An 18,344-nucleotide genomic window follows, 5' to 3' on the forward strand; every position below is an offset into this window, starting at 1 on the left:
CGTTCAATGCAAGACGACATGAGTACGATTCAGGACGTGGCCCGTCATGCGGCCGTTTCGGTCAGCACGGTTTCGAACGTGCTCAACGGCCGCACCGACCAGATGAAGCCGGAGACGCTCGAACGCGTGAAGGCGTCGATGGATGCGCTGCAGTATCGTCCGAGCACGCTCGCGCGCCAGCTGAAGACGGGGCAGACGCCGCTCGTCGGACTGCTGGTGCCGTCGATGGCGAATCCGATGTACGGCTACATCGCACGCGAGATCGAAGCGTGCGCGCAGGAGCAGTACGGCCATCGCGTGCTGATCGGCAACACGTATCGCGATGCGGGCAAGGAGGCGTCGTTCTTCGACGACCTGTTCGCGCACGGCGTGCGGCGCGTGATCGTGATCTCGTCGCTCGCCGACGAAAGCCACCTCGAGCGCGCGGCCGAACGCGGGATGACGGTCGTCAGCTACGACCGCCGCGCGACGCCCGGCGAGCAATCGAAGGTCGATCACGTGACCGCCGACAACGAGGCGGCCGCGCGGCTCGCGACCGGCTGCCTCGTCGCCGCCGGCCATACGCGGCTCGCGTTCGCGACGGTGGCCGGCATCACCGTGAGCCGCAGCGACAAGATCCGCGGCTTTCTCGCGGTCGCGCACGACGCAGGCGCCGACGCGCAAGTGCTCGACGGCGGCCCGGCAAACGAATACGGCGACGCGGTGATCGTCGACGTCGGGCGCGCGCTCGGTGCCGAGCTCGCGGCCGATCCCGCACGGCCGACCGGCATCGTCGCGGTCAACGACCTGTTCGCGCTCGGCCTGATGGCCGGCCTGCGCGACGGCGGCTTGCGCGTGCCGGACGATGTGTCGGTCGTCGGGATGGACGGCCATTTCCTGTCGGCGATTTCGTCGCCGGCGCTGACCACCGTGCAGCTGCCCGTTACCGACATGGCCGCGGAGATGGTGCGGCGCGTGATGCGGCACGACGGCGATTCGGCATCGTCGTCGTCGTTGGAGGCCGGGCAGTGCGTGTTCCCGGGCGTCACGCTCGTCGAGCGCGCGTCGGTCGCGCCGCCGCCGCGTGCGGCCGCGTCGAACGGAGACCACGCATGACGCGCGTCTACGTGACCCATCCGTCCGGGATGTTCGATTACTACTTCGGCGCGAAGGCGCTGCGCGCGCTGCAGGCGATTGCTGACGTCACGTGCAATCCGTTCGACCGTGAACTCGGCACGGACGAATTGATCGCCGCCGCGCACGGACACGACGCGATCATCGCGTACCGGCAGACGCCGGCGCCGCGCGCGCTGTTCGCCGGGCTGCCGGCGCTTGCCGCGTTCCTGCGCTGCGCGGTCGACATTCGGACCGTCGACGTCGATGCGGCGAGCGAATGCGGCGTGCTGGTCACGCAGGCGAGCCCCGGTTTCGGCCCGGCCGTCGCGGAATGGGTGATCGGTGCGATGATCGACCTCGCACGCGGCATCGGCGCGTATGCCGGCGCGTACCATCGCGGCACGCCGCCGGTGCCGCGGATGGGCCGCGAATTGCGCGGCAGCACGCTCGGCGTGGTCGGCTACGGACAGATCGCGCGCCATCTCGCGCCGATCGCGACGGCGTTCGGAATGCGCGTGCTGGTGTGCGATCCGTACGTGCGGGTCGATGCGCCGCCGATCGAACAGGTCGAGCGCGCGACCCTGCTGCGCGACGCCGATTACGTCGTATGCCTCGCGCCCGCGACGCCGGCCACCGCGAACCTGTTCGATGCGCGTGCATTCGCCGCGATGAAGCCGGGTGCGTGTTTCATCAACGCATCGCGCGGCGAGCTCGTCGACGAGCAGGCGCTTGCCGACGCACTCGACCGCGGCGGGCTCGCCGGCTGCGCGCTCGATGTCGGCCGCGCGCCGGATCAGATGCCGACGCCCGCACTTGCCGCGCATGCGCGCGTGATCGCGACGCCGCATGTCGGCGGGCTCACGCGGCCGGCGGTCGAGCATCAGGCGCTGGAGACGGTCGACCAGCTCGCCGCGCTGCTCGACGGACGCGTGCCGAACGGCGCCGTCAATGCCGCGCATGCGACGCGGCTGGAACGCTGGCGGTCGGCCGCCGCGGCCGCCGCGCCGGGCACGCGATGATGCGCGACGCGCACGGCATCCGACCGCCGCAGGCGTGCGACTGCCATATTCACATCTACGACGATGCGTATCCGCTCGCGCCGACGGCGACCTTTCGCCCGCCGCATGCGCCGGTGGATGCGTATCGGCGCGTGCAGCAGGCGCTCGGCCTCACCCGCGTGGTCGTCGTGCAGCCAACCGGCTATGGCTTCGACAACCGCTGCACGCTCGATGCGCTGGCCGCATTCGGCCCGCACGCGCGCGGCGTCGCGACGTTGGCGGTCGACGTGCCGGACGCCGAGCTCGAACGGCTGCACGCGGCCGGTATCCGCGGCGTGCGGTTCATGACGCTGGCAGGCGGCGTCGCGCGATGGGACGAACTCGAACGGATGGCCGCGCGGATCGCGCCGCTCGGCTGGCACATCGATCTGCAGCTCGACGGCCGCACGCTGCCCGACGTGGACGCGATGCTGGCGCCGCTGCCGGCGCATGTCGTGATCGATCACACCGGCAAGTTCCTGACGCCGGTCGCACCGGACGCGCCGGCGTTCGTTGCGTTGCGGCGCCTGCTGGATCGCGGGCACGTGTGGCTGAAGCTGTCCGCGCCTTACGAGACGTCGCAGTCCGGCGCACCCGGCTATGACGACGTCGCGCGCCTCGCGACCGTGCTCGCGCGCGAGCACTCGGCGCGTTGCGTGTGGGGCAGCAACTGGCCGCATCCGAACGCGGCGCCGCTGCCGGACGATGCGAGCCTGCTCGGCTGGCTGCACGCGTGCGCGGCGGACGATGCGGTCGCCCGTGCGATTCTCGTCGACAACCCGGCGGTGCTGTACGGGTTCTGAGCATTCGATCGGCGCGCCGTTGCAACGCGACGGACCTTGAACCTGCAGGCGACGAACGCTGAACGAAGTGTTGGGGTGCGGGCGGATCGTTGCGCACGTGCTCTGGTTGTGCGTCGGGAGTGACGATCCCGAATGCATCGAACGAACGCCGGCATCCGTATGCGATGAAGATCGGCGATTCGCCGAACGCGCTCGCCGGCGACTATTCCGCGCTTCCGGCGGCGACGGCCGCAGCGCGCAAAGGGGAGATGGGGCGGGGGTGAAGCACCGCACGCGGCACGGCGGAATCGCTTCGCCGTGCCGCGCGCCGGTGACGTCAGTGAGTGACCGACAGGAACAGATAGGCCGCGAACAACGCAAGATGCACGACACCGTGCAGCACCGTCGTGCGCCCCTGGCTCAACGTCAACGTGCTGACGAGCAGCGTCAGCGCGAGCAGCACGGTTTCCATCGCGCCGATGCCGAGCGTGAGCGGCTGGCCGACCCAGATGAACACGGCCGCGACGGTCGGGATCGTGAGCCCGATGCTTGCGAGCGCCGAGCCGAGCGCGAGGTTCATGCTGGTCTGCAGCCGATTCGCGCGCGCGGCGGTGACGGCGGCGAGCCCTTCGGGCAGCAGCACCAGCGCGGCGATCACGATGCCGACCGCCGCCTCGGGCGCGCCGAGCTTCATCACCGCGTGCTCGACGGCCGGCGACAGCAGCTTCGCGAGCAGCACGACCGCGACGAGGCTCGCGAACAGCAGGACCATGCTGATCATCGCGGTGCGGTTGCTCGGCGCGGCCGCGTGCACCGCTTCGTTCGCGCTGTCGTGCGCGGCGAGGAAGTAGTCGCGATGGCGCACGGTCTGCACGAACACGAACGCGCCGTACAGCACCAGCGACGCGACGCCGGCGAACGCGAGCTGCGATTTCGAGAAGAACGGGCCCGGTGCGGCGCTCAGGTAGTTCGGCATCACGAGCGACAGCACCGACAGCGACGCGAGCACCGCGAGCGCCTTGCTCGCGCCGCGCCCCTGGAAGTCCTGTTCGCCGTGCTTCCACGCGCCGACCAGCAGGCAGAGGCCGACGATCCCGTTGCAGATGATCATCACGGCGGCGAACACGGTGTCGCGCGCGAGGCCCGATTTCTCGGGGCCGGCGCCGAGCATCACCGACACGATCAGCGCAACCTCGATGACGGTCACGGCGACCGCGAGCACCAGCGTGCCGAACGGTTCGCCGACGCGGTGCGCGACGACTTCCGCATGGTGGACGGCGGCGAACACGACGCCGGCGAGCGCGGCGGCGAACAGCGCGATGACGAGGCCTTCGGCCGGCACGACGCGCGACAGCGCGAGTACCAGCCACGCGGCAAGCGGGGCCCAGAGGGTCCAGCGCGGGAGCTGGTTGGACGAGATCGGCATGGATGGTTTCCTATGCGAGTGGCGGCGCGCGACGCGCCGTCACGGGTTGACGAAGCCCGGCCGGATATTCCGCCGAACGAGGACGATGATGCTGACGGGCGGCAGCGCGGAGCAGTGCTGCCTGCGGTTCGCCGCCGTGAGGCCGCGACGGGCGCGGGCGGGCCGGGGCTCGCCGCGGGATGAAACGGTTCGAGGTAACGGGGTGCCGACGGAAGCGCGAGGGCACGTGACGACGGGCGGCCGGGCGATTCCGAACCGGCCCCGAAAGCGCGCGGACGATGGACGGCAGCGGCGTGACACGCGGTTTCCCCTTGAAATCCGGCGATTTGTCGAATTTTATCAGGCGTACCGGGGTCACTATCTCATATTCGAACGCTTTCATTGACCTTTCGGTTTACAAAAAGTGCCCGGATCGTTCAATTTTTTATCTTTGCAGTTTCCGTAACGGTCTCTTGCCCGACGAATTCGGGCTCGCCCTGACATAAATCTACCGACCGGTCGGTTTATAATCGCTCGCACTTCCACCTCATGACGGATCGCAAGCGATGGCTGTTTCTTCTGCACATTCGGTGAATTCGGGCGCGCTGGCGCCGTCGGCGGTCGTCGGCGTGATCGGCGCGGGCGCGATGGGCGCGGGTATCGCGCAGGTCGCGGCGGCGGCCGGTCATCCGGTGCTGCTGTACGACCTGAACGAAGCCGCGTGCGACAAGGCGCTGGCCGGCATCCGCGCGCAGTTCGCGCGGCTCGCGGAGAAAGGCCGGATGGAGCCTGCGCAGGCGGACGCGGCCGGCAGCCGGATCCGCGCGGTGCGTGCGCTGGCCGATTTCGCCGGTGCCGCGTTGATCGTCGAGGCGGCGGCCGAACGGCTCGACGTGAAGCGCGAGATCTTCGCGACGCTCGAGCGCCACGTCGACGACCGCTGCGTGCTGGCGACCAACACGTCGTCGATCTCGATCACGTCGATCGCGGCCGGGCTGCGTGCGCCGCAGCGCGTGGCCGGGCTGCATTTCTTCAATCCGGCGCCGCTGATGGCGCTCGTCGAGGTGGTCAGCGGGCTCGCGACCGCACCGGACGTCGCGCAAGCGCTGTACGACACGGCCGCCGCGTGGGGCAAGCGCCCGGTGATGGCGAAATCGACGCCGGGCTTCATCGTGAACCGCGTCGCGCGGCCGTACTACGCGGAGGCGCTGCGCGTGCTGAACGAGCAGGGCGGCACGCCGGCGTCGATCGACGCGGTGATGCGCGACGCCGCCGGCTTCCGGATGGGTCCGTTCGAGCTGATGGACCTGATCGGCCACGACGTGAACTTCGCGGTCACCGAATCGGTGTTCCGCGCGTACTTCAACGATCCGCGCTACACGCCGTCGCTGATCCAGCAGGAACTCGTGAACGCGGGCTTCCTCGGGCGCAAGTCGGGGCGCGGCTTCTATTCGTATGCGGACGGCGCGCCGCCGCCCGCGCCGGAACTCGAAGCCGCGCGCGCCGCACCGGCCGACGTCGCGCTGTTCGCGCAGGACGGCCCGGCCGCCGCGCTGCATGCGCGCTTCGTCGAACGCATCGCGAACGCGCGGCGCAACGGCGCGCATCCGGACGAACTGCTCGCCGTGGCCGGGCGCGCGTCGATCGCGCTGACCGACGGCCGCACCGCGACGATGCGTGCCGCGCAAACCGGCGTGACCGACCTCGTACTCGTCGATCTCGCACGCGACTACGCGCAGGCCGGGCTGATCGCGCTGACGCGCGCGCTCCAGTGCAGCGACGCCGCGTACGCGGACGCGGTCGGCCTGTTCCAGCAAGCGGGTTTCCGCGTCGTCGGCATCGCCGACGTGCCGGGCATGGTCGCGATGCGCACCGTTGCGATGCTCGCGAACGAGGCGGCCGACACGGTGAACCAGGGCGTGTGCTCGCCCGCCGATCTCGATCTCGCGATGGAGAAGGGCGTGAACTACCCGAGCGGCCCGCTCGCATGGGCCGATGCGATCGGCATCGGCCGCGTGCATCGCGTGCTGTCGAACCTCGCGGCGAGCTACGGCGAGGACCGCTATCGCGTGTCGCCGCGCATCGCCGCACTGCACGCGGCCGGCCGCACGTTCCGTTCGTAGCCGCCGGCCCCGCTACTTCGAATACGACAACGACATCACTCCACTGGAGGAGCACCCGATGACCCACCCGACGCATCCTGCCGCCGCCCTCGACCCGATCGAGACCGCCAGCCGCGACGAACTGCAGGCGCTGCAGCTCGAACGCCTCAAGTGGTCGTTGCGCCACGCGTACGACAACGTTGCGCACTATCGCCGCACGTTCGATGCGGCGGGCGTGCACCCGGACGACCTGAAATCGCTCGCCGATCTCGCGAAATTCCCGTTCTCGACCAAGAACGACCTGCGCGACAACTACCCGTTCGGCCTGTTCGCGGTGCCGCGCGAGCAGGTCGTGCGCGTGCACGCGTCGAGCGGCACGACGGGCAAGCCGACGGTGGTCGGCTACACCGCGCGCGACATCGACACGTGGGCGAACGTGACCGCGCGCTCGATCCGCGCGGCCGGCGGCCGCCCGGGCGACACGCTGCACAACGCGTTCGGCTACGGGCTCTTCACCGGCGGCCTCGGGATCCATTACGGCGCGGAGCGGCTCGGCTGCATGGTCGTGCCGATGTCGGGCGGGCAGACGGAAAAGCAGGTGCAGCTGATCCGCGATTTCGAGCCGAAGATCATCCTCGTCACGCCGTCGTACATGCTGAACCTGATCGACGAGATGGTGCGGCAGGGGATGGACCCGGCCGAGTCGTCGCTGAAGATCGGCATCTTCGGCGCGGAGCCGTGGACGCAGGCGCTGCGCGACGAAGTGGAGACGCGCGTGGGGATCGACGCGCTCGACATCTACGGGCTGTCGGAAGTGATGGGCCCGGGCGTCGCGTGCGAATGCGTCGACACGAAGGACGGCCCGGTGATCTGGGAAGACCATTTCTATCCGGAGATCGTCGACCCGGTCACCGGCGAAGTATTGCCCGACGGCAGCCAGGGCGAGCTCGTGTTCACGTCGCTGACGAAGGAGGCGATGCCGGTGATCCGCTACCGCACGCGCGACCTGACCGCGCTGCTGCCGCCGACCGCGCGCGCGATGCGCCGGCTCGCGAAGATCACCGGCCGCTCCGACGACATGCTGATCGTGCGCGGCGTGAACGTGTTCCCGAGCCAGATCGAGGAAATCGTCGTCGCGCAGCCGAAGCTATCGGGGCTGTTCCAGGTCACGATCTCGCGCGACGGCCACATGGACCGGCTCGACCTCGCGGTCGAACTGCGCTCCGAAGCCGCCGCCGGGATGACCGACGGCGATCGCGCGGCGATCGCGCGCGAGCTGCAGCACCGGATCAAGACGATGATCGGCGTGTCGGCCGGCGTGACCGTGCTCCCCGCGGGCGGCCTTCCGGCGAGCGCGACCGGCAAGGCGCGGCGCGTGGTCGACCGCCGGCAGGCCGCCTGAGTCGTGCGTTTGCGCCATTCCCTGTTCTACCGTGAGGAAACCTGTTCGATGGATGGATTGAAGACCCTGGCCGTGGCCGTCGATGCGCGCGGCATCGCGACCGTCGCGCTGCAGCGCGGCGACGTGCTCAACGCGTTCGACGAGACGATGATCGCCGAGCTGACCGACGCGTTTACGACGCTCGGCCGGCGCGACGACGTGCGCGCGATCGTGCTGCGCTCGGACGGCCGCGCGTTCTGCGCGGGCGCCGACCTGCAGTGGATGCAGCGCGCGAGCGCGAACGACGCGGCTGCGAACCTGCGCGACGCGGAGCGGTTCGCCGCGATGATGCGCGCGATCCGGCAGTGCCCGAAGCCGACGGTCGCGCGCGTGCAGGGTCACGCGTTCGGCGGCGGCGTCGGCCTGTGCGCGGCGTGCGACATCGTGATCGCGAGCGATCACGCGCGCTTTTCGGTCAGCGAGGCGCGGTTCGGGATCCTGCCGTCGGTGATCGGCCCGTATCTGGTCGAAGCGGTGGGCCAGCGCCAGGCGCGCCGGCTCGCGCTGACCGCGACGCAGCTCGCGGCCGCCGACGCCGTCGCGATCGGGCTGATCCACCAGGCCGTGCCGATCGACGCGCTGGATGCCGCGCTCGACAAGACGCTCGCCGAGCTGAGCCGCAACGGGCCCAACGCGCTGATGGAGATCAAGCGCTTCTTCGACGCGATCGGCGAGTATCCGCCGTCGGACGAACGCGCGGCGTTCACCGCGCAGACGATCTCGCGCGTGCGCGCGACGCCGGAAGCGAAGGAGGGCTTCGCCGCGTTCTTCGCGAAGCGGCCGCCGACGTGGGAGCCGGCCGCGGAATAGGGCGGCGGTGCGGCCCGGCGGGCGCGGGCCGCGATTTGCGTCTCGGGCGCGGGCGCTTGCACTACAATGCGTGACCCCCGGCCCAGCCCGACTGTTGCCGGCCCAGCCCCGACCGTCTCTTCGCCCCGATGATCGTCAATCGCCTTATCTCCGAGATCCTGTTCGGCTTCACCGGCCTGATCGGCATCATCAATCCGATCGGCATCGCGTTCCTGTTTCTCGAACGCACCGAGGCGCTGACCGAGCACGAGCGCGACCTGCTCGCGAAGAAGGTCGGGTTCAACGCGTTCATCGTGCTGCTGGTCGCGTTCTTCGCCGGTACGCCGGTGCTGCATTTCTTCGGGATCTCGATGGAAGCGCTGCGGATCGGCGGCGGTTTCGCGGTCGCCGTCGCGGGCTGGCAGATGCTGAACGAGCCCGACGGGCCGGCGGCCGGCGGCGATACGCCGATCAAGCCGATCGACGCGAACGCGATCATGACCCGCGCGTTCTTTCCGCTGACCATGCCGCTGACGGTCGGTCCCGGCTCGATCGCCACCGCGATCGCGCTGAACGCGAACCGCACGCACAAACTGTCGGAATTCATGCTGTCGAGCATCGTGTCGATCGCGGTGTCCGCGCTCGTCGCGGTCGTGATCTGGCTGACCTACAGCCGTGCCGCATTGCTGTCGCGCTATCTCGGCACCGAAGGCACCAAGGTCGCGAAGCGCGTGTCCGCGTTCCTGCTGCTGTGCATCGGCGTGCAGATCATGCTGGCCGGCTTCTCGGAATTCCTGCAGCCGCTCGCCGACCAGATCAAGTAACCCGTTCGTCCTTCGGCGCGCGGCCCGGCGCGGCGTCGCGCAGCGCGTGCGCGCGTTCGCCGCGGCACGGCCCGTCGGCGTGCCTGTCGAAGCCGGGCTTCGGCGCATCAAACCTGCGGTTCCCGAGCGTCTGCCCGGCCCGGCCGGATGACCGGCGGCCGCCGATACGCGTTTGCGCGCCGCGGGATACCATGCGACGTCCGGCGGATGCAGCGCGGCGTTCGTGCACGGCGCACCGAACCGCGACGCGGCTCCGGCCGCAATCCCACTTCAATGGCGAGGCATGCGATGGAATACGTGAAATTCGGGTCGACCGGGATGGACGTGTCGAAACTGGTGCTGGGCTGCATGACGTTCGGTGAGCCGTCGCGCGGCACGCATCCGTGGACGCTGCCGGAAGCGGAAAGCCGCCCGATCATCCAGCGTGCGATCGAGGCCGGCATCAATTTCTTCGATACCGCGAACATGTACTCGGACGGCACGTCCGAGGAGATCGTCGGTCGCGCGCTGCGCGACTTTGCGAAGCGCGACGACGTCGTGATCGCGACCAAGGTGTTCTACCGGATGCGGCCGGGGCCGAACGGCGCGGGGCTGTCGCGCAAGGCGATCATGACCGACATCGACCAGAGCCTGAAGCGGCTCGGCACCGATTACGTCGACCTGTACCAGATCCACCGCTGGGACTACGGCACGCCGATCGAGGAGACGCTCGAGGCGCTGCACGACGTCGTGAAGGCCGGCAAGGCGCGCTACATCGGCGCGTCGTCGATGTTCGCGTGGCAGTTCGCGAAGGCGCTGTACACGTCGAAGCAGCACGGCTGGACGCGCTTCGTCAGCATGCAGAACCACCTGAACCTGCTGTATCGCGAGGAAGAACGCGAAATGCTGCCGCTGTGCGAGGCGGAGGGCATCGCGGTGATCCCGTGGAGCCCGCTCGCGCGCGGCCGGCTCACGCGCAACTGGGACGAGTCGACCGGCCGGCAGCAGAGCGACGACGTCGGGCAGCGGCTCTATGACGCGACGGCCGATGCCGACCGCGCGATCGTCGACGCCGTCGCGAAGATCGCCGCCGCGCGCAACGTGCCGCGTGCGCAGGTCGCGCTCGCGTGGGTCGCGCACAAGCGCGGGATCACCGCGCCGATCGTCGGCATCTCGAAGCCGCACCATCTGGACGACGCGCTCGGGGCGCTGCAGCTGAAGCTGACCGACGACGAAATCGCGGCGCTCGAAGGCCCGTACGTGCCGCACGCGGTGGCCGGCTTCAATTGACGAGCGAAGCGGCCCGCGGCATGCCGCGGCGGCGCGCGGCGCGCGGCGCCCGGCGTTCAGCGCGCGGCGGCGAGCATCGGGTAGGTGAACAGCCCGAAGTGGATGACGTTCAGCCCCGCGTGCGCGAGCGCGGACGCGAGCAGACCGCCGCGCCGCCACGCGAGGCCGTAGCCGACGCCGGCCACCGTGCCGAGCACGACCCAGTGCCAGCCGCCGGCCGCGTGCGCGGCGCCGAACAGCACCGCGCCGGTCGCGAGCGCGACCCACGGCCCCCATTCGAACCGGCCGAGCACGCGCGTGAGCCCGCCTTGCACGTAGCCGCGGAACAGCGCTTCCTCGGCGAGCGTCACGAGCAGCACGTTGTTGGCGAGCCACATCCAGCCCGACGCCGGCCATTTCGGCGCCCAGCCGACCATCCCGAACATGAGTGCGCCGGCCAGGCACGCGGCCGCCGTTGCAGCGGCCGCCACGGCGCCGGTGCGCAGCGCGCGCGCCGGCGGGACGTCCGGCGCGACCCACGGCAACGCCCACAGCAGCCACAGACCGACCAGCGGCTTGTCGAAATTCAGGTACATCGTGAACGGCACGGCGTCCGGCGTGAAACGCGTCGGCTCGATCACGCGCGGATTGTGGAAGCCCGGGAGCAGGTGCAGGCTCAGCGCGATCGCGAGCGCGGCAAACGCGACGTGCGCGCCGATCCGCACCGCGAGCGGGCGGCCGGGCGCGACGCCCCAGCCGGCCGCCGCGAGCAGCGCGAGCGGGGCGAGCACGATCGGGTCGAGCTTGCCGAACGCGAGCGCGCCCGCGTAGCCGAGCACGGCGACGGCGATGCTCAGGCCGTGCAGCGGACGCTGCCATGCGAACGCGGCGGCCGCGAACAGCGCGAGCCAGATCGTGGCACACGGGAGAAGCGAAAGAGACATGGGGCAACGCATCGGGCAGACGAAACGCCGCGCATCATACCCCAGCGGCCGTGACATGCCGCCGGCCCGAACGTGCGCGACGGGCAGGGCTACCGGTTAGCGGCCGGCGATCTCGGTGACGCCGTCGCGGGTCGGGATGTCGACGCTGTTGCGCTCGCGCATGCGCCGCCGGTACCAGAAGGTCCACACCATCAGCGTGCCGAACACCGTGTAGCCCATGATCGGCGACACGACCAGCACGCGCTCGACGGGCCACGTGACGACCATCCACAGGCGCGCGAGCATCTCCAGCGTCATGCACGCGCCCCACACGAACGTCATCAGCCTGAGCATCTGGCGCAGCCCCGGCTGCTCGGCCCACACCGTCTCGAAACGGGCGGCGCCGCCGGTCATTTCGCGGGCGACCGTCGCGCGGGCGAGATAGAAGATCAGCGGGCGATCGCGGAACAGCGACAGCAGGAACACGACGCCGATCGTGCCGGACGCCAGCGATTCGCGCATCAGCAGCGTGCGCGTGCTGCCGCCGAGCGCCATCCCGGCGATCGACAGCGCGATGCCGAGCAGCACGACGGCGGCCACCGCATCGACGCGCCGCGAGCGAATGAATTCGACGATGGACCAGACGATCGGCGGAACCGCCGACGCGTACAGCGCGCCGGTTTCGCCGAAATACGGGTGCGCGACCCGGTACGCGACCCAGGGCAGCAGCAGGTTGACGACGAGTTCGAGGATCAGGCCGGCTCGTGGTTTCACGGAAGCGGGCGCGCGGGCGGCGCGCGGCGGTGAGGTCGCTTCGAGTATATCGAAGTCCGATCCTGCGTGTGGCGGGTGGCGCCGTCGTGCGCGGGTCGAGAGCGGGCGGGCACGCGGGCCGGGCCGCACACGCGGGGCGGCCCGGCGGCGACGGGTGACGGCGGGCCGGGAGCGCCTGCTGCGGCGCCCGGCCGTCATGCGCCTCGGCCGTCACGCGCCGATCGTTCCAGGGACAGGCGTCGTCACGTCGTCGCCGGCTGCACGATGATCTTCACGTTGCGGTCCTTGTGGTTGACCAGCTCCTCGAAGCCGTGCGTGACGATGTCGCCGAGCGCGATGCGTCCGGTGATCAGCGGCTGCACGTCGATGCGGCCGTCCGCGATGAAGCGGATCACGTCCGCGAATTCGCCGTTGTACGCGAGCGAGCCGATCACTTCCTTCTCGGTCGACACGATGTCGAAGAAGTTGAACGACGTCGGCTCCTCGAAGATGCCGACCATCACCGACTTGCCGGCCTTGCGGATCACGTCGATCGCGAGCTGCGCGGTGGCCGTGTGCCCGATGCATTCGAACGACACGTCGGCGCCGTAGCCGCCCGTCAGCGCGTTGACTTCCGCAATCGCGTCGGACGCCTTCGGGTCGATCACGACCGTCGCGCCGACCTCCAGCGCCTTCTGCTTGCGCGCGGCCGACATTTCCAGCGCGATCACGCGGCCGGCGCCCGCGGCCTTCGCGCACATGATCGTGCACAGGCCGATCGTGCCGGCGCCGACCACGACGACGGTCTGCCCGACGATGTTGCCGGCCTTCTTCACCGCGTGCAGCCCGACCGCGAGCGGTTCGATCAGCGCGCCGGCCTCGGTCGGGAAGTTGTCGGGGAGCTTGTACAGCAGCTCGGCCGGCACGTTCACGTATTCGGCGAACGCGCCGTTGTTCATCAGCCCGGTAAACGCGAGGTTCTCGCAGATGTTGTAGAGCCCGTGCCGGCAGTACCAGCAGGTGCCGCAATGCTGGCATGCGTCGGCCGTCACGCGGTCGCCGACCGCGAAGCCCGACACGCCGGTGCCGAGCGCCGCGATTTCGCCGCTGAACTCGTGGCCGAGGATGCACTGGCCCTTCAGGCCCGTCAGCGGATGCGGCGCATCGACCGGGATGAACACGGGGCCGGCGACGTATTCGTGCAGGTCCGAGCCGCAGATGCCGCACCAGTGCACGCGGATCTGGACCCAGCCGGCCGGCGGGTGCGCCGGAACGGGAACCTGTTCGACGCGGATGTCGTTGCGGCCGTGCCAGACGGCGGCCTTCATGCTGGGAGCGGTGTTCAGTGCCGGTGTACTCACGTTGCTGTCTCCGTAGGTTGTCGTCGGGCGCGCGGCGAGGGGCCGGCGCGTCCGTCGCGCGAATGCGCGAGCGACCGATATGCAGGAACGGGGCCAGCCCCGCATGCGCGCTCGGGCGGCGACGGAGGCGAGCGGATGGTGTGCGGTGCAGCAGGCTGCCTGGCGTTGGAGTCACACGGTGCTTCGTCTAAGACCCGTGGAAATTGCTGCGATTGCGAGGGTTCGCCGTGGTGAGACGCCGGGACGTTCGTCTCACCGGTATGAGACGAAAAGCGAGACGCGCGGCTCGGTCGACGGGTCCGGTCTGCGCGGGCGGTCGGTGTCGCTGTCGGCAGCGTCGTCGCGGACCATTGCGACGATCGGCGAAACGCATCGTTGCGCAAGTTCCCCCTTTACTTGAAGTGAACTTCAATTTGTATCATCTGCGGCAGTCCGATCGTGCGGGGTGCGTGACGGCGCCGGGATGCTGCCCGGGATGATCTGCGCGGACGCACCGCAATTCGCGCCAGGGCACCTGCGCTTGTGCCGCTCAACATCGCTGGGTCGTGCACGTCAGCTATCCGGGCCAGGTGAGCGAGCCGCTGGCGAGCGGCGCGATCGTCACGCGTTCGGCTGGTCGGGCGGCATCGGATTGATGCTCGTCGCCACGGCAGTCGGCGCGGCGGCCGGCGCTGCACTGCTGCGCGAACCGCTGGATCGGCGCCGAGCGCCGCGGGCCGACCCGCCTCAACCCTTCGTCAAACCTGCCGGACATCATGGATAGCCTGATCTGCGAAGAAGACTTGTCGTGCGCCGCGTCGGCATTCGACGCGCCGGACGTATCGGACGTACCTGACGTACAAGGCGCGATGCCGTCGCCCGGTGCCGATCGCGACGCGCATCCGGTTGCAGCCCTCGCGAGCCTGATGGGTTCTGGCCGCGAGCGGCCGCGCGGTGCCGCGGCGCTGTCGCCGTTGCGGCCGCAACTGTTCGTCACCGTGCTGGAAGCCGGCGACGACGGATTGCTGGTGCGCTGGGTCGAGAGCGGCCGCTGCCACTACGGCGAGCAACGCTGGCGCTTGCGGGTCGCGCAGAGGGCCGGGCGCTGCGCGATTTCGGGGCGCCCGATCGAGCCGGGCGAGCAGGTGTTCCGGCCGGTACGGCGGCCCGTGCCGGCCAATGCCGACGAGATGATCTGCCCGGCGTCGGTGCCGGGTGCGGCAGGTGGCCGCCCGGGCGTGGGCGCGGACGCCGGCCACGACGTTGCGGATGTAGCCGACGTGGCGGGCCGAATCGCGACGCGGTTACGCAGTCTTTCGACGTGAAATCCTTCTGCCCGACAGCGCTCGGCGGCCGCTTGGCAGCGCCCGAGTGCGCGCGACTGCGACCGGCAGCGACTGACGGCGACTGACAGCGACTGACGGCGACTGACGGCGACTGACGGCGACTGACAGAGACCGACGACGACCGACGGCGACCGACAGCGACCGACGGCGACCGACGGCGACCGACGGCGACCGACGGCGACCGACGGCGACCGACGGCGACCGACGGCGACCGACGGCGATCGACGGCGGCCGACGGCGGCCGACAGCGACCGACAGCGACCGACAGCGACCGACAGCGACCGACGGCGACCGACAGCGCACGCACCACCCAGCACCGTCCGGCGTAACGAACTCGACGCCGATAACCCGGCCGACGCTGCCGCGTTACTTCAGGTCCTTCCGGTACTGGATGAACCCGGCATTGTTCGCGAGCTTGTCGTACAGCGCGCGGGCGGTCGTATTGGTTTCGTGCGTGAGCCAGTACACGCGGCTCGCACCGGCTTCGCGGGCCCGCTCGTACACGGCCTCGATCAGCGCGCCGCCGGCGCCCTGGCCGCGCGCGTCGGCCGCCGTGAACAGGTCCTGCAGATAGCAGTAAGGCCCTTCGGTCCAGCACGAGCGGTGGTAGATCGCGTGCACGATGCCGACCAGCGTACCGGACGCGTCGAACGCGCCCAGCACGAACATCGGTTCGGCGGGATCCATCAGCCGCGCCCATGTCGTCGCGAACACGGCGTCGCTCAGCGCGGTTTGATAGAACGTCTGATAGTCCCGCCACAGCGGGCGCCATGCGGCTTCGTCGGCGGCCACGAGCGGCCGGACCGTGACGCGCGTCGCATCGTCCGCGCGGCCGGCCGCGTCGCGCGCTCGCGACTGCGCGTGGCGGAGCGCGACGAGCGATTCGCGCTGCGCGCCGGCGGCATCGAAGTTCTCCGGCGCGAGCCATGCTTCGAACGCTGCGCGCACGTCCGGCCATTCGCCGTCGACGATCGAGAACCATGCAGTGTCGCGGTTGCGGCCCTTGTAGACGATCGCCTGCCGGAACGTGCCTTCGTAACGGAAGCCGAGCCGGGCGGCCGCCTTGCGCGACGGTTCGTTGAGATCGTCGCACTTCCATTCGTAGCGCCGGTAGCCGAGCGCGTCGAACGCATACTTCATCAGCAGGTACTGCGCTTCCGTCGAAATCGGCGTGCGCTTGAGCAGCGGCGAAAACGTGACGGAGCCGACCTCGATCACGCCGTTGGCCGGATCGATGCGCATCAGCGCGAGCGTACCGACCGCGCGGTTCGTCGCGCGATCGATCACCGTGTAGTGCAGCGGATCGGTGCTCGCCGCCGCACCGCGTGCGTAGTCGCGGTAGCTCGACTCGTCGGCATATGGCCCGTGCGCGAGATAGGTCCAGTCGCTGCCGTCGGGCGCCTGCGCGTACGCGGCGTACAGGTCGGCCGCATGGCGGTCGGCGTCGAGCGGTTCGAGGCGGCAGTAGCGGCCTTCGAGCACGATGCGCTCCGGGCGCGGGCGCGCGGACCAGTCGGGAACGGGGCGGCCGATCGGCTGCTGGAAGTCGTTGGTAAGCGTGGACAAGGTCGATCTCGCTTCGGTTGGCGGCCGGCGACATGCCGGCATGCAGACGATCGTAGCCGCGGCGAGGTACCATGAAAAGCGCCAGACTATGGCAAATTTATGGTGCCACGCAACGGCCATGCCGGTGGTGCCTTACACCAGGATTTCCGAGCCGCGATACTCCGATGACGACTGCCCTTCCTTCCGGCGCCGCGCCGCTGCTGCCGCTCGATGCGCCGCTCGCCCGCACGGCCGGTGCGCCTTCGCTGCAGCGGCAACTGCTGCGCCGCGTGCGCGACGCGATTCTCGGCGGCGCGATGCCGGCCGGCACGCGGCTGCCCGGCACGCGCGCGCTGGCCGAGACGCTCGGCGTGTCGCGCAACACGACGGCAGCCGTGTACGAACAGCTCGTCGCCGAAGGTTTCCTGCAATCCGATCGTCGCGGCACGCGCGTGGTCGGGCTGTCGCGGCCGGCCGCGCCGCGCCGGCGCGCTGCGCCGCCGGCCGTCGCGCAACGGCTCGGCCGGATTCGTCCGAGTCTGATCGGCACCGGCGAGTCGGACGGTTTCCGTCCGGGCGTGCCCGCGCTGTCGCATTTCCCGGTGGACGCATGGCGGCACGCGATCGACCGCGCGCTGCGCCGCGCCGGCCGCGACCTGCTCGCGTACGGCGATCCGCTCGGCGAGCGGGCGCTGCGCGAGTCGATCGCGCGCCATCTGGCCGTGACGCGCGGCGTGCGCTGCGATCCCGAACAGATCGTGATCACCGAAGGCGCGCAGGGCGCGATCGCGCTATGCGCGCAACTGCTGACGAACCCCGGCGATACGGTGTGGGTCGAGGAGCCCGGCTATCGCGGCGCACGCAGCGCGATGCAGGCGGCCGATCTCGACGTCGTGCCGATGCCGGTCGACGCGGAAGGGCTGCGCGCGGACGACGCGGACTGGCGCGAACGCACGCCGCGGCTCGTCTATACGACGCCGTCGAACCAGTTTCCGACCGGCGCGGTGCTGTCGATCTCGCGCCGGCTCGCGCTGATCGACGCCGCGCGCCGGCATCGCGCGTGGATCATCGAGGACGACTACGACAGCGAGTTCCGTCACACCGGCGAGCCGATCGGCGCGCTGCACGGGCTCGCGGCCGATTCGCCGGTCGTCTATCTCGGCTCGTTCAGCAAGACGATGTTTCCGGCGCTGCGGATCGGCTTCCTCGTGCTGCCGGACGCGTTGCTGGCCGCGGTGCGGCCTGCGCTGCCTGAGATGCTGCGCGGCGGCACGCGCCACGTGCAGCTCGCGCTGGCCGATTTCATCGAGACGGGAGAATACGGCCGGCATCTCGGACGGATGCGCCGGCTGTATCGCGATCGGCGGCGCGCGCTGCTCGCCGCGCTGGACGACGCGTTCACCGTGCCGCACCAGGTCGAGGGCGGACCGTGCGGATTGCATCTGGCGTTGCGGCTGCCGGCGTGCTATCGCGACCGCGCGATCGTCGAAGCGGCGCGCGAGCATGGGATCGGGCCGTTTCCGCTGTCGGGGTTTTCGATCCATGCGACGTCCGCGGCGAACGGGCTCGTGCTCGGGTTCGGCAATACGTCGGCCGACGCGTTCGCGCCGATGCTGCGGACGTTGTCGGCGATCGCGCGGCGGGTCGGAGACGATTGATTCGTGTTGATTCGTGTCGCGCCGGCGCGATACGCCGGCCGACAGTCGGTGAACCC

General features: G+C 70.2%; 15 protein-coding genes. 10 read left to right on the forward strand and 5 right to left on the reverse strand.

Going from position 1 to position 18,344, the window contains the following annotated elements; genetic code table 11:
- The first annotated feature begins 6 nt into the window (after window positions 1-6).
- From Q3A80_RS05030 to Q3A80_RS05040, 3 genes are read left to right on the forward strand one after another with little or no spacing between them, the layout of a single operon-like run.
- Window positions 7-1,095: a LacI family DNA-binding transcriptional regulator gene (locus tag Q3A80_RS05030; RefSeq protein WP_446327968.1), complete on the forward strand. Its 1,089-nt coding sequence runs from the start codon at window positions 7-9 to the stop codon at window positions 1,093-1,095.
- Window positions 1,092-2,114 (forward strand): hydroxyacid dehydrogenase, encoded by a 1,023-nt coding sequence (locus tag Q3A80_RS05035; protein ID WP_446327969.1) that lies wholly within the window; start codon window positions 1,092-1,094, stop codon window positions 2,112-2,114. Before Q3A80_RS05030 ends, Q3A80_RS05035 begins: the two co-directional genes overlap by 4 nt.
- A complete protein-coding gene (locus Q3A80_RS05040; RefSeq protein WP_446327970.1) occupies window positions 2,111-2,935 on the forward strand; it encodes an amidohydrolase family protein in 825 nt (274 codons plus the stop codon). The genes Q3A80_RS05035 and Q3A80_RS05040 overlap by 4 nt, the downstream gene beginning before the upstream one ends.
- Before the next feature lie 316 nt (window positions 2,936-3,251).
- Here Q3A80_RS05040 and Q3A80_RS05045 read toward each other — a convergent pair whose 3' ends face one another.
- Window positions 3,252-4,340 carry a calcium:proton antiporter gene (locus Q3A80_RS05045; protein ID WP_446327971.1) on the reverse strand — a complete coding sequence of 363 codons (1,089 nt, stop codon included), beginning with the start codon at window positions 4,338-4,340 and terminating at the stop codon, window positions 3,252-3,254.
- A gap of 545 nt (window positions 4,341-4,885) precedes the next feature.
- On the opposite strand from Q3A80_RS05045, the gene Q3A80_RS05050 reads away from it, so the two are divergent.
- From Q3A80_RS05050 to Q3A80_RS05070, 5 genes are all read left to right on the forward strand, one after another.
- The gene (locus Q3A80_RS05050) at window positions 4,886-6,442 is read left to right on the forward strand and encodes a 3-hydroxyacyl-CoA dehydrogenase (protein ID WP_446327972.1); all 1,557 of its coding nucleotides are present in this window, start codon (window positions 4,886-4,888) and stop codon (window positions 6,440-6,442) included.
- Between the two features lie 58 nt (window positions 6,443-6,500).
- A complete protein-coding gene (paaK, locus tag Q3A80_RS05055) occupies window positions 6,501-7,823 on the forward strand; it encodes a phenylacetate--CoA ligase PaaK (protein ID WP_446327973.1) in 1,323 nt (440 codons plus the stop codon).
- 48 nt (window positions 7,824-7,871) lie between these two features.
- Window positions 7,872-8,672 carry an enoyl-CoA hydratase-related protein gene (locus Q3A80_RS05060; RefSeq protein ID WP_446327974.1) on the forward strand — a complete coding sequence of 267 codons (801 nt, stop codon included), beginning with the start codon at window positions 7,872-7,874 and terminating at the stop codon, window positions 8,670-8,672.
- A 128-nt stretch (window positions 8,673-8,800) separates the two neighbouring features.
- Window positions 8,801-9,475, forward strand: a complete 675-nt coding sequence (locus tag Q3A80_RS05065; protein ID WP_446327975.1) for a MarC family protein — start codon at window positions 8,801-8,803, stop codon at window positions 9,473-9,475.
- Window positions 9,476-9,763: 288 nt separating this feature from the next.
- Window positions 9,764-10,744: an aldo/keto reductase gene (locus Q3A80_RS05070; protein WP_446327976.1), complete on the forward strand. Its 981-nt coding sequence runs from the start codon at window positions 9,764-9,766 to the stop codon at window positions 10,742-10,744.
- Window positions 10,745-10,800: 56 nt separating this feature from the next.
- On the opposite strand, the gene Q3A80_RS05075 is transcribed toward Q3A80_RS05070, so the two are convergent.
- The 3 genes from Q3A80_RS05075 to Q3A80_RS05085 all read right to left on the reverse strand — a co-directional run bounded on the left by Q3A80_RS05075 (window position 10,801) and on the right by Q3A80_RS05085 (window position 13,727).
- On the reverse strand, window positions 10,801-11,667 hold the full coding sequence (locus Q3A80_RS05075) for a CPBP family intramembrane glutamic endopeptidase (protein ID WP_446327977.1): 867 nt from the start codon (window positions 11,665-11,667) through the stop codon (window positions 10,801-10,803).
- A gap of 96 nt (window positions 11,668-11,763) precedes the next feature.
- A complete protein-coding gene (locus Q3A80_RS05080; RefSeq protein ID WP_446327978.1) occupies window positions 11,764-12,420 on the reverse strand; it encodes a VC0807 family protein in 657 nt (218 codons plus the stop codon).
- A gap of 242 nt (window positions 12,421-12,662) precedes the next feature.
- Window positions 12,663-13,727, reverse strand: a complete 1,065-nt coding sequence (locus Q3A80_RS05085; protein WP_446328133.1) for a 2,3-butanediol dehydrogenase — start codon at window positions 13,725-13,727, stop codon at window positions 12,663-12,665.
- 776 nt (window positions 13,728-14,503) lie between these two features.
- Here Q3A80_RS05085 and Q3A80_RS05090 point away from each other — a divergent pair.
- Window positions 14,504-15,064: a DUF3331 domain-containing protein gene (locus tag Q3A80_RS05090; RefSeq protein WP_446328134.1), complete on the forward strand. Its 561-nt coding sequence runs from the start codon at window positions 14,504-14,506 to the stop codon at window positions 15,062-15,064.
- Window positions 15,065-15,451: 387 nt separating this feature from the next.
- Here Q3A80_RS05090 and Q3A80_RS05095 read toward each other — a convergent pair whose 3' ends face one another.
- Window positions 15,452-16,651 (reverse strand): GNAT family N-acetyltransferase, encoded by a 1,200-nt coding sequence (locus Q3A80_RS05095; RefSeq protein WP_446327979.1) that lies wholly within the window; start codon window positions 16,649-16,651, stop codon window positions 15,452-15,454.
- Between the two features lie 164 nt (window positions 16,652-16,815).
- Between Q3A80_RS05095 and pdxR the strand changes: the two genes are divergently transcribed.
- Window positions 16,816-18,288, forward strand: a complete 1,473-nt coding sequence (gene pdxR / locus Q3A80_RS05100; RefSeq protein ID WP_446327980.1) for a MocR-like pyridoxine biosynthesis transcription factor PdxR — start codon at window positions 16,816-16,818, stop codon at window positions 18,286-18,288.
- Window positions 18,289-18,344: the final 56 nt, after the last annotated feature.

The sequence above is a fragment of the Burkholderia sp. SR8 genome (genome assembly GCF_052851275.1).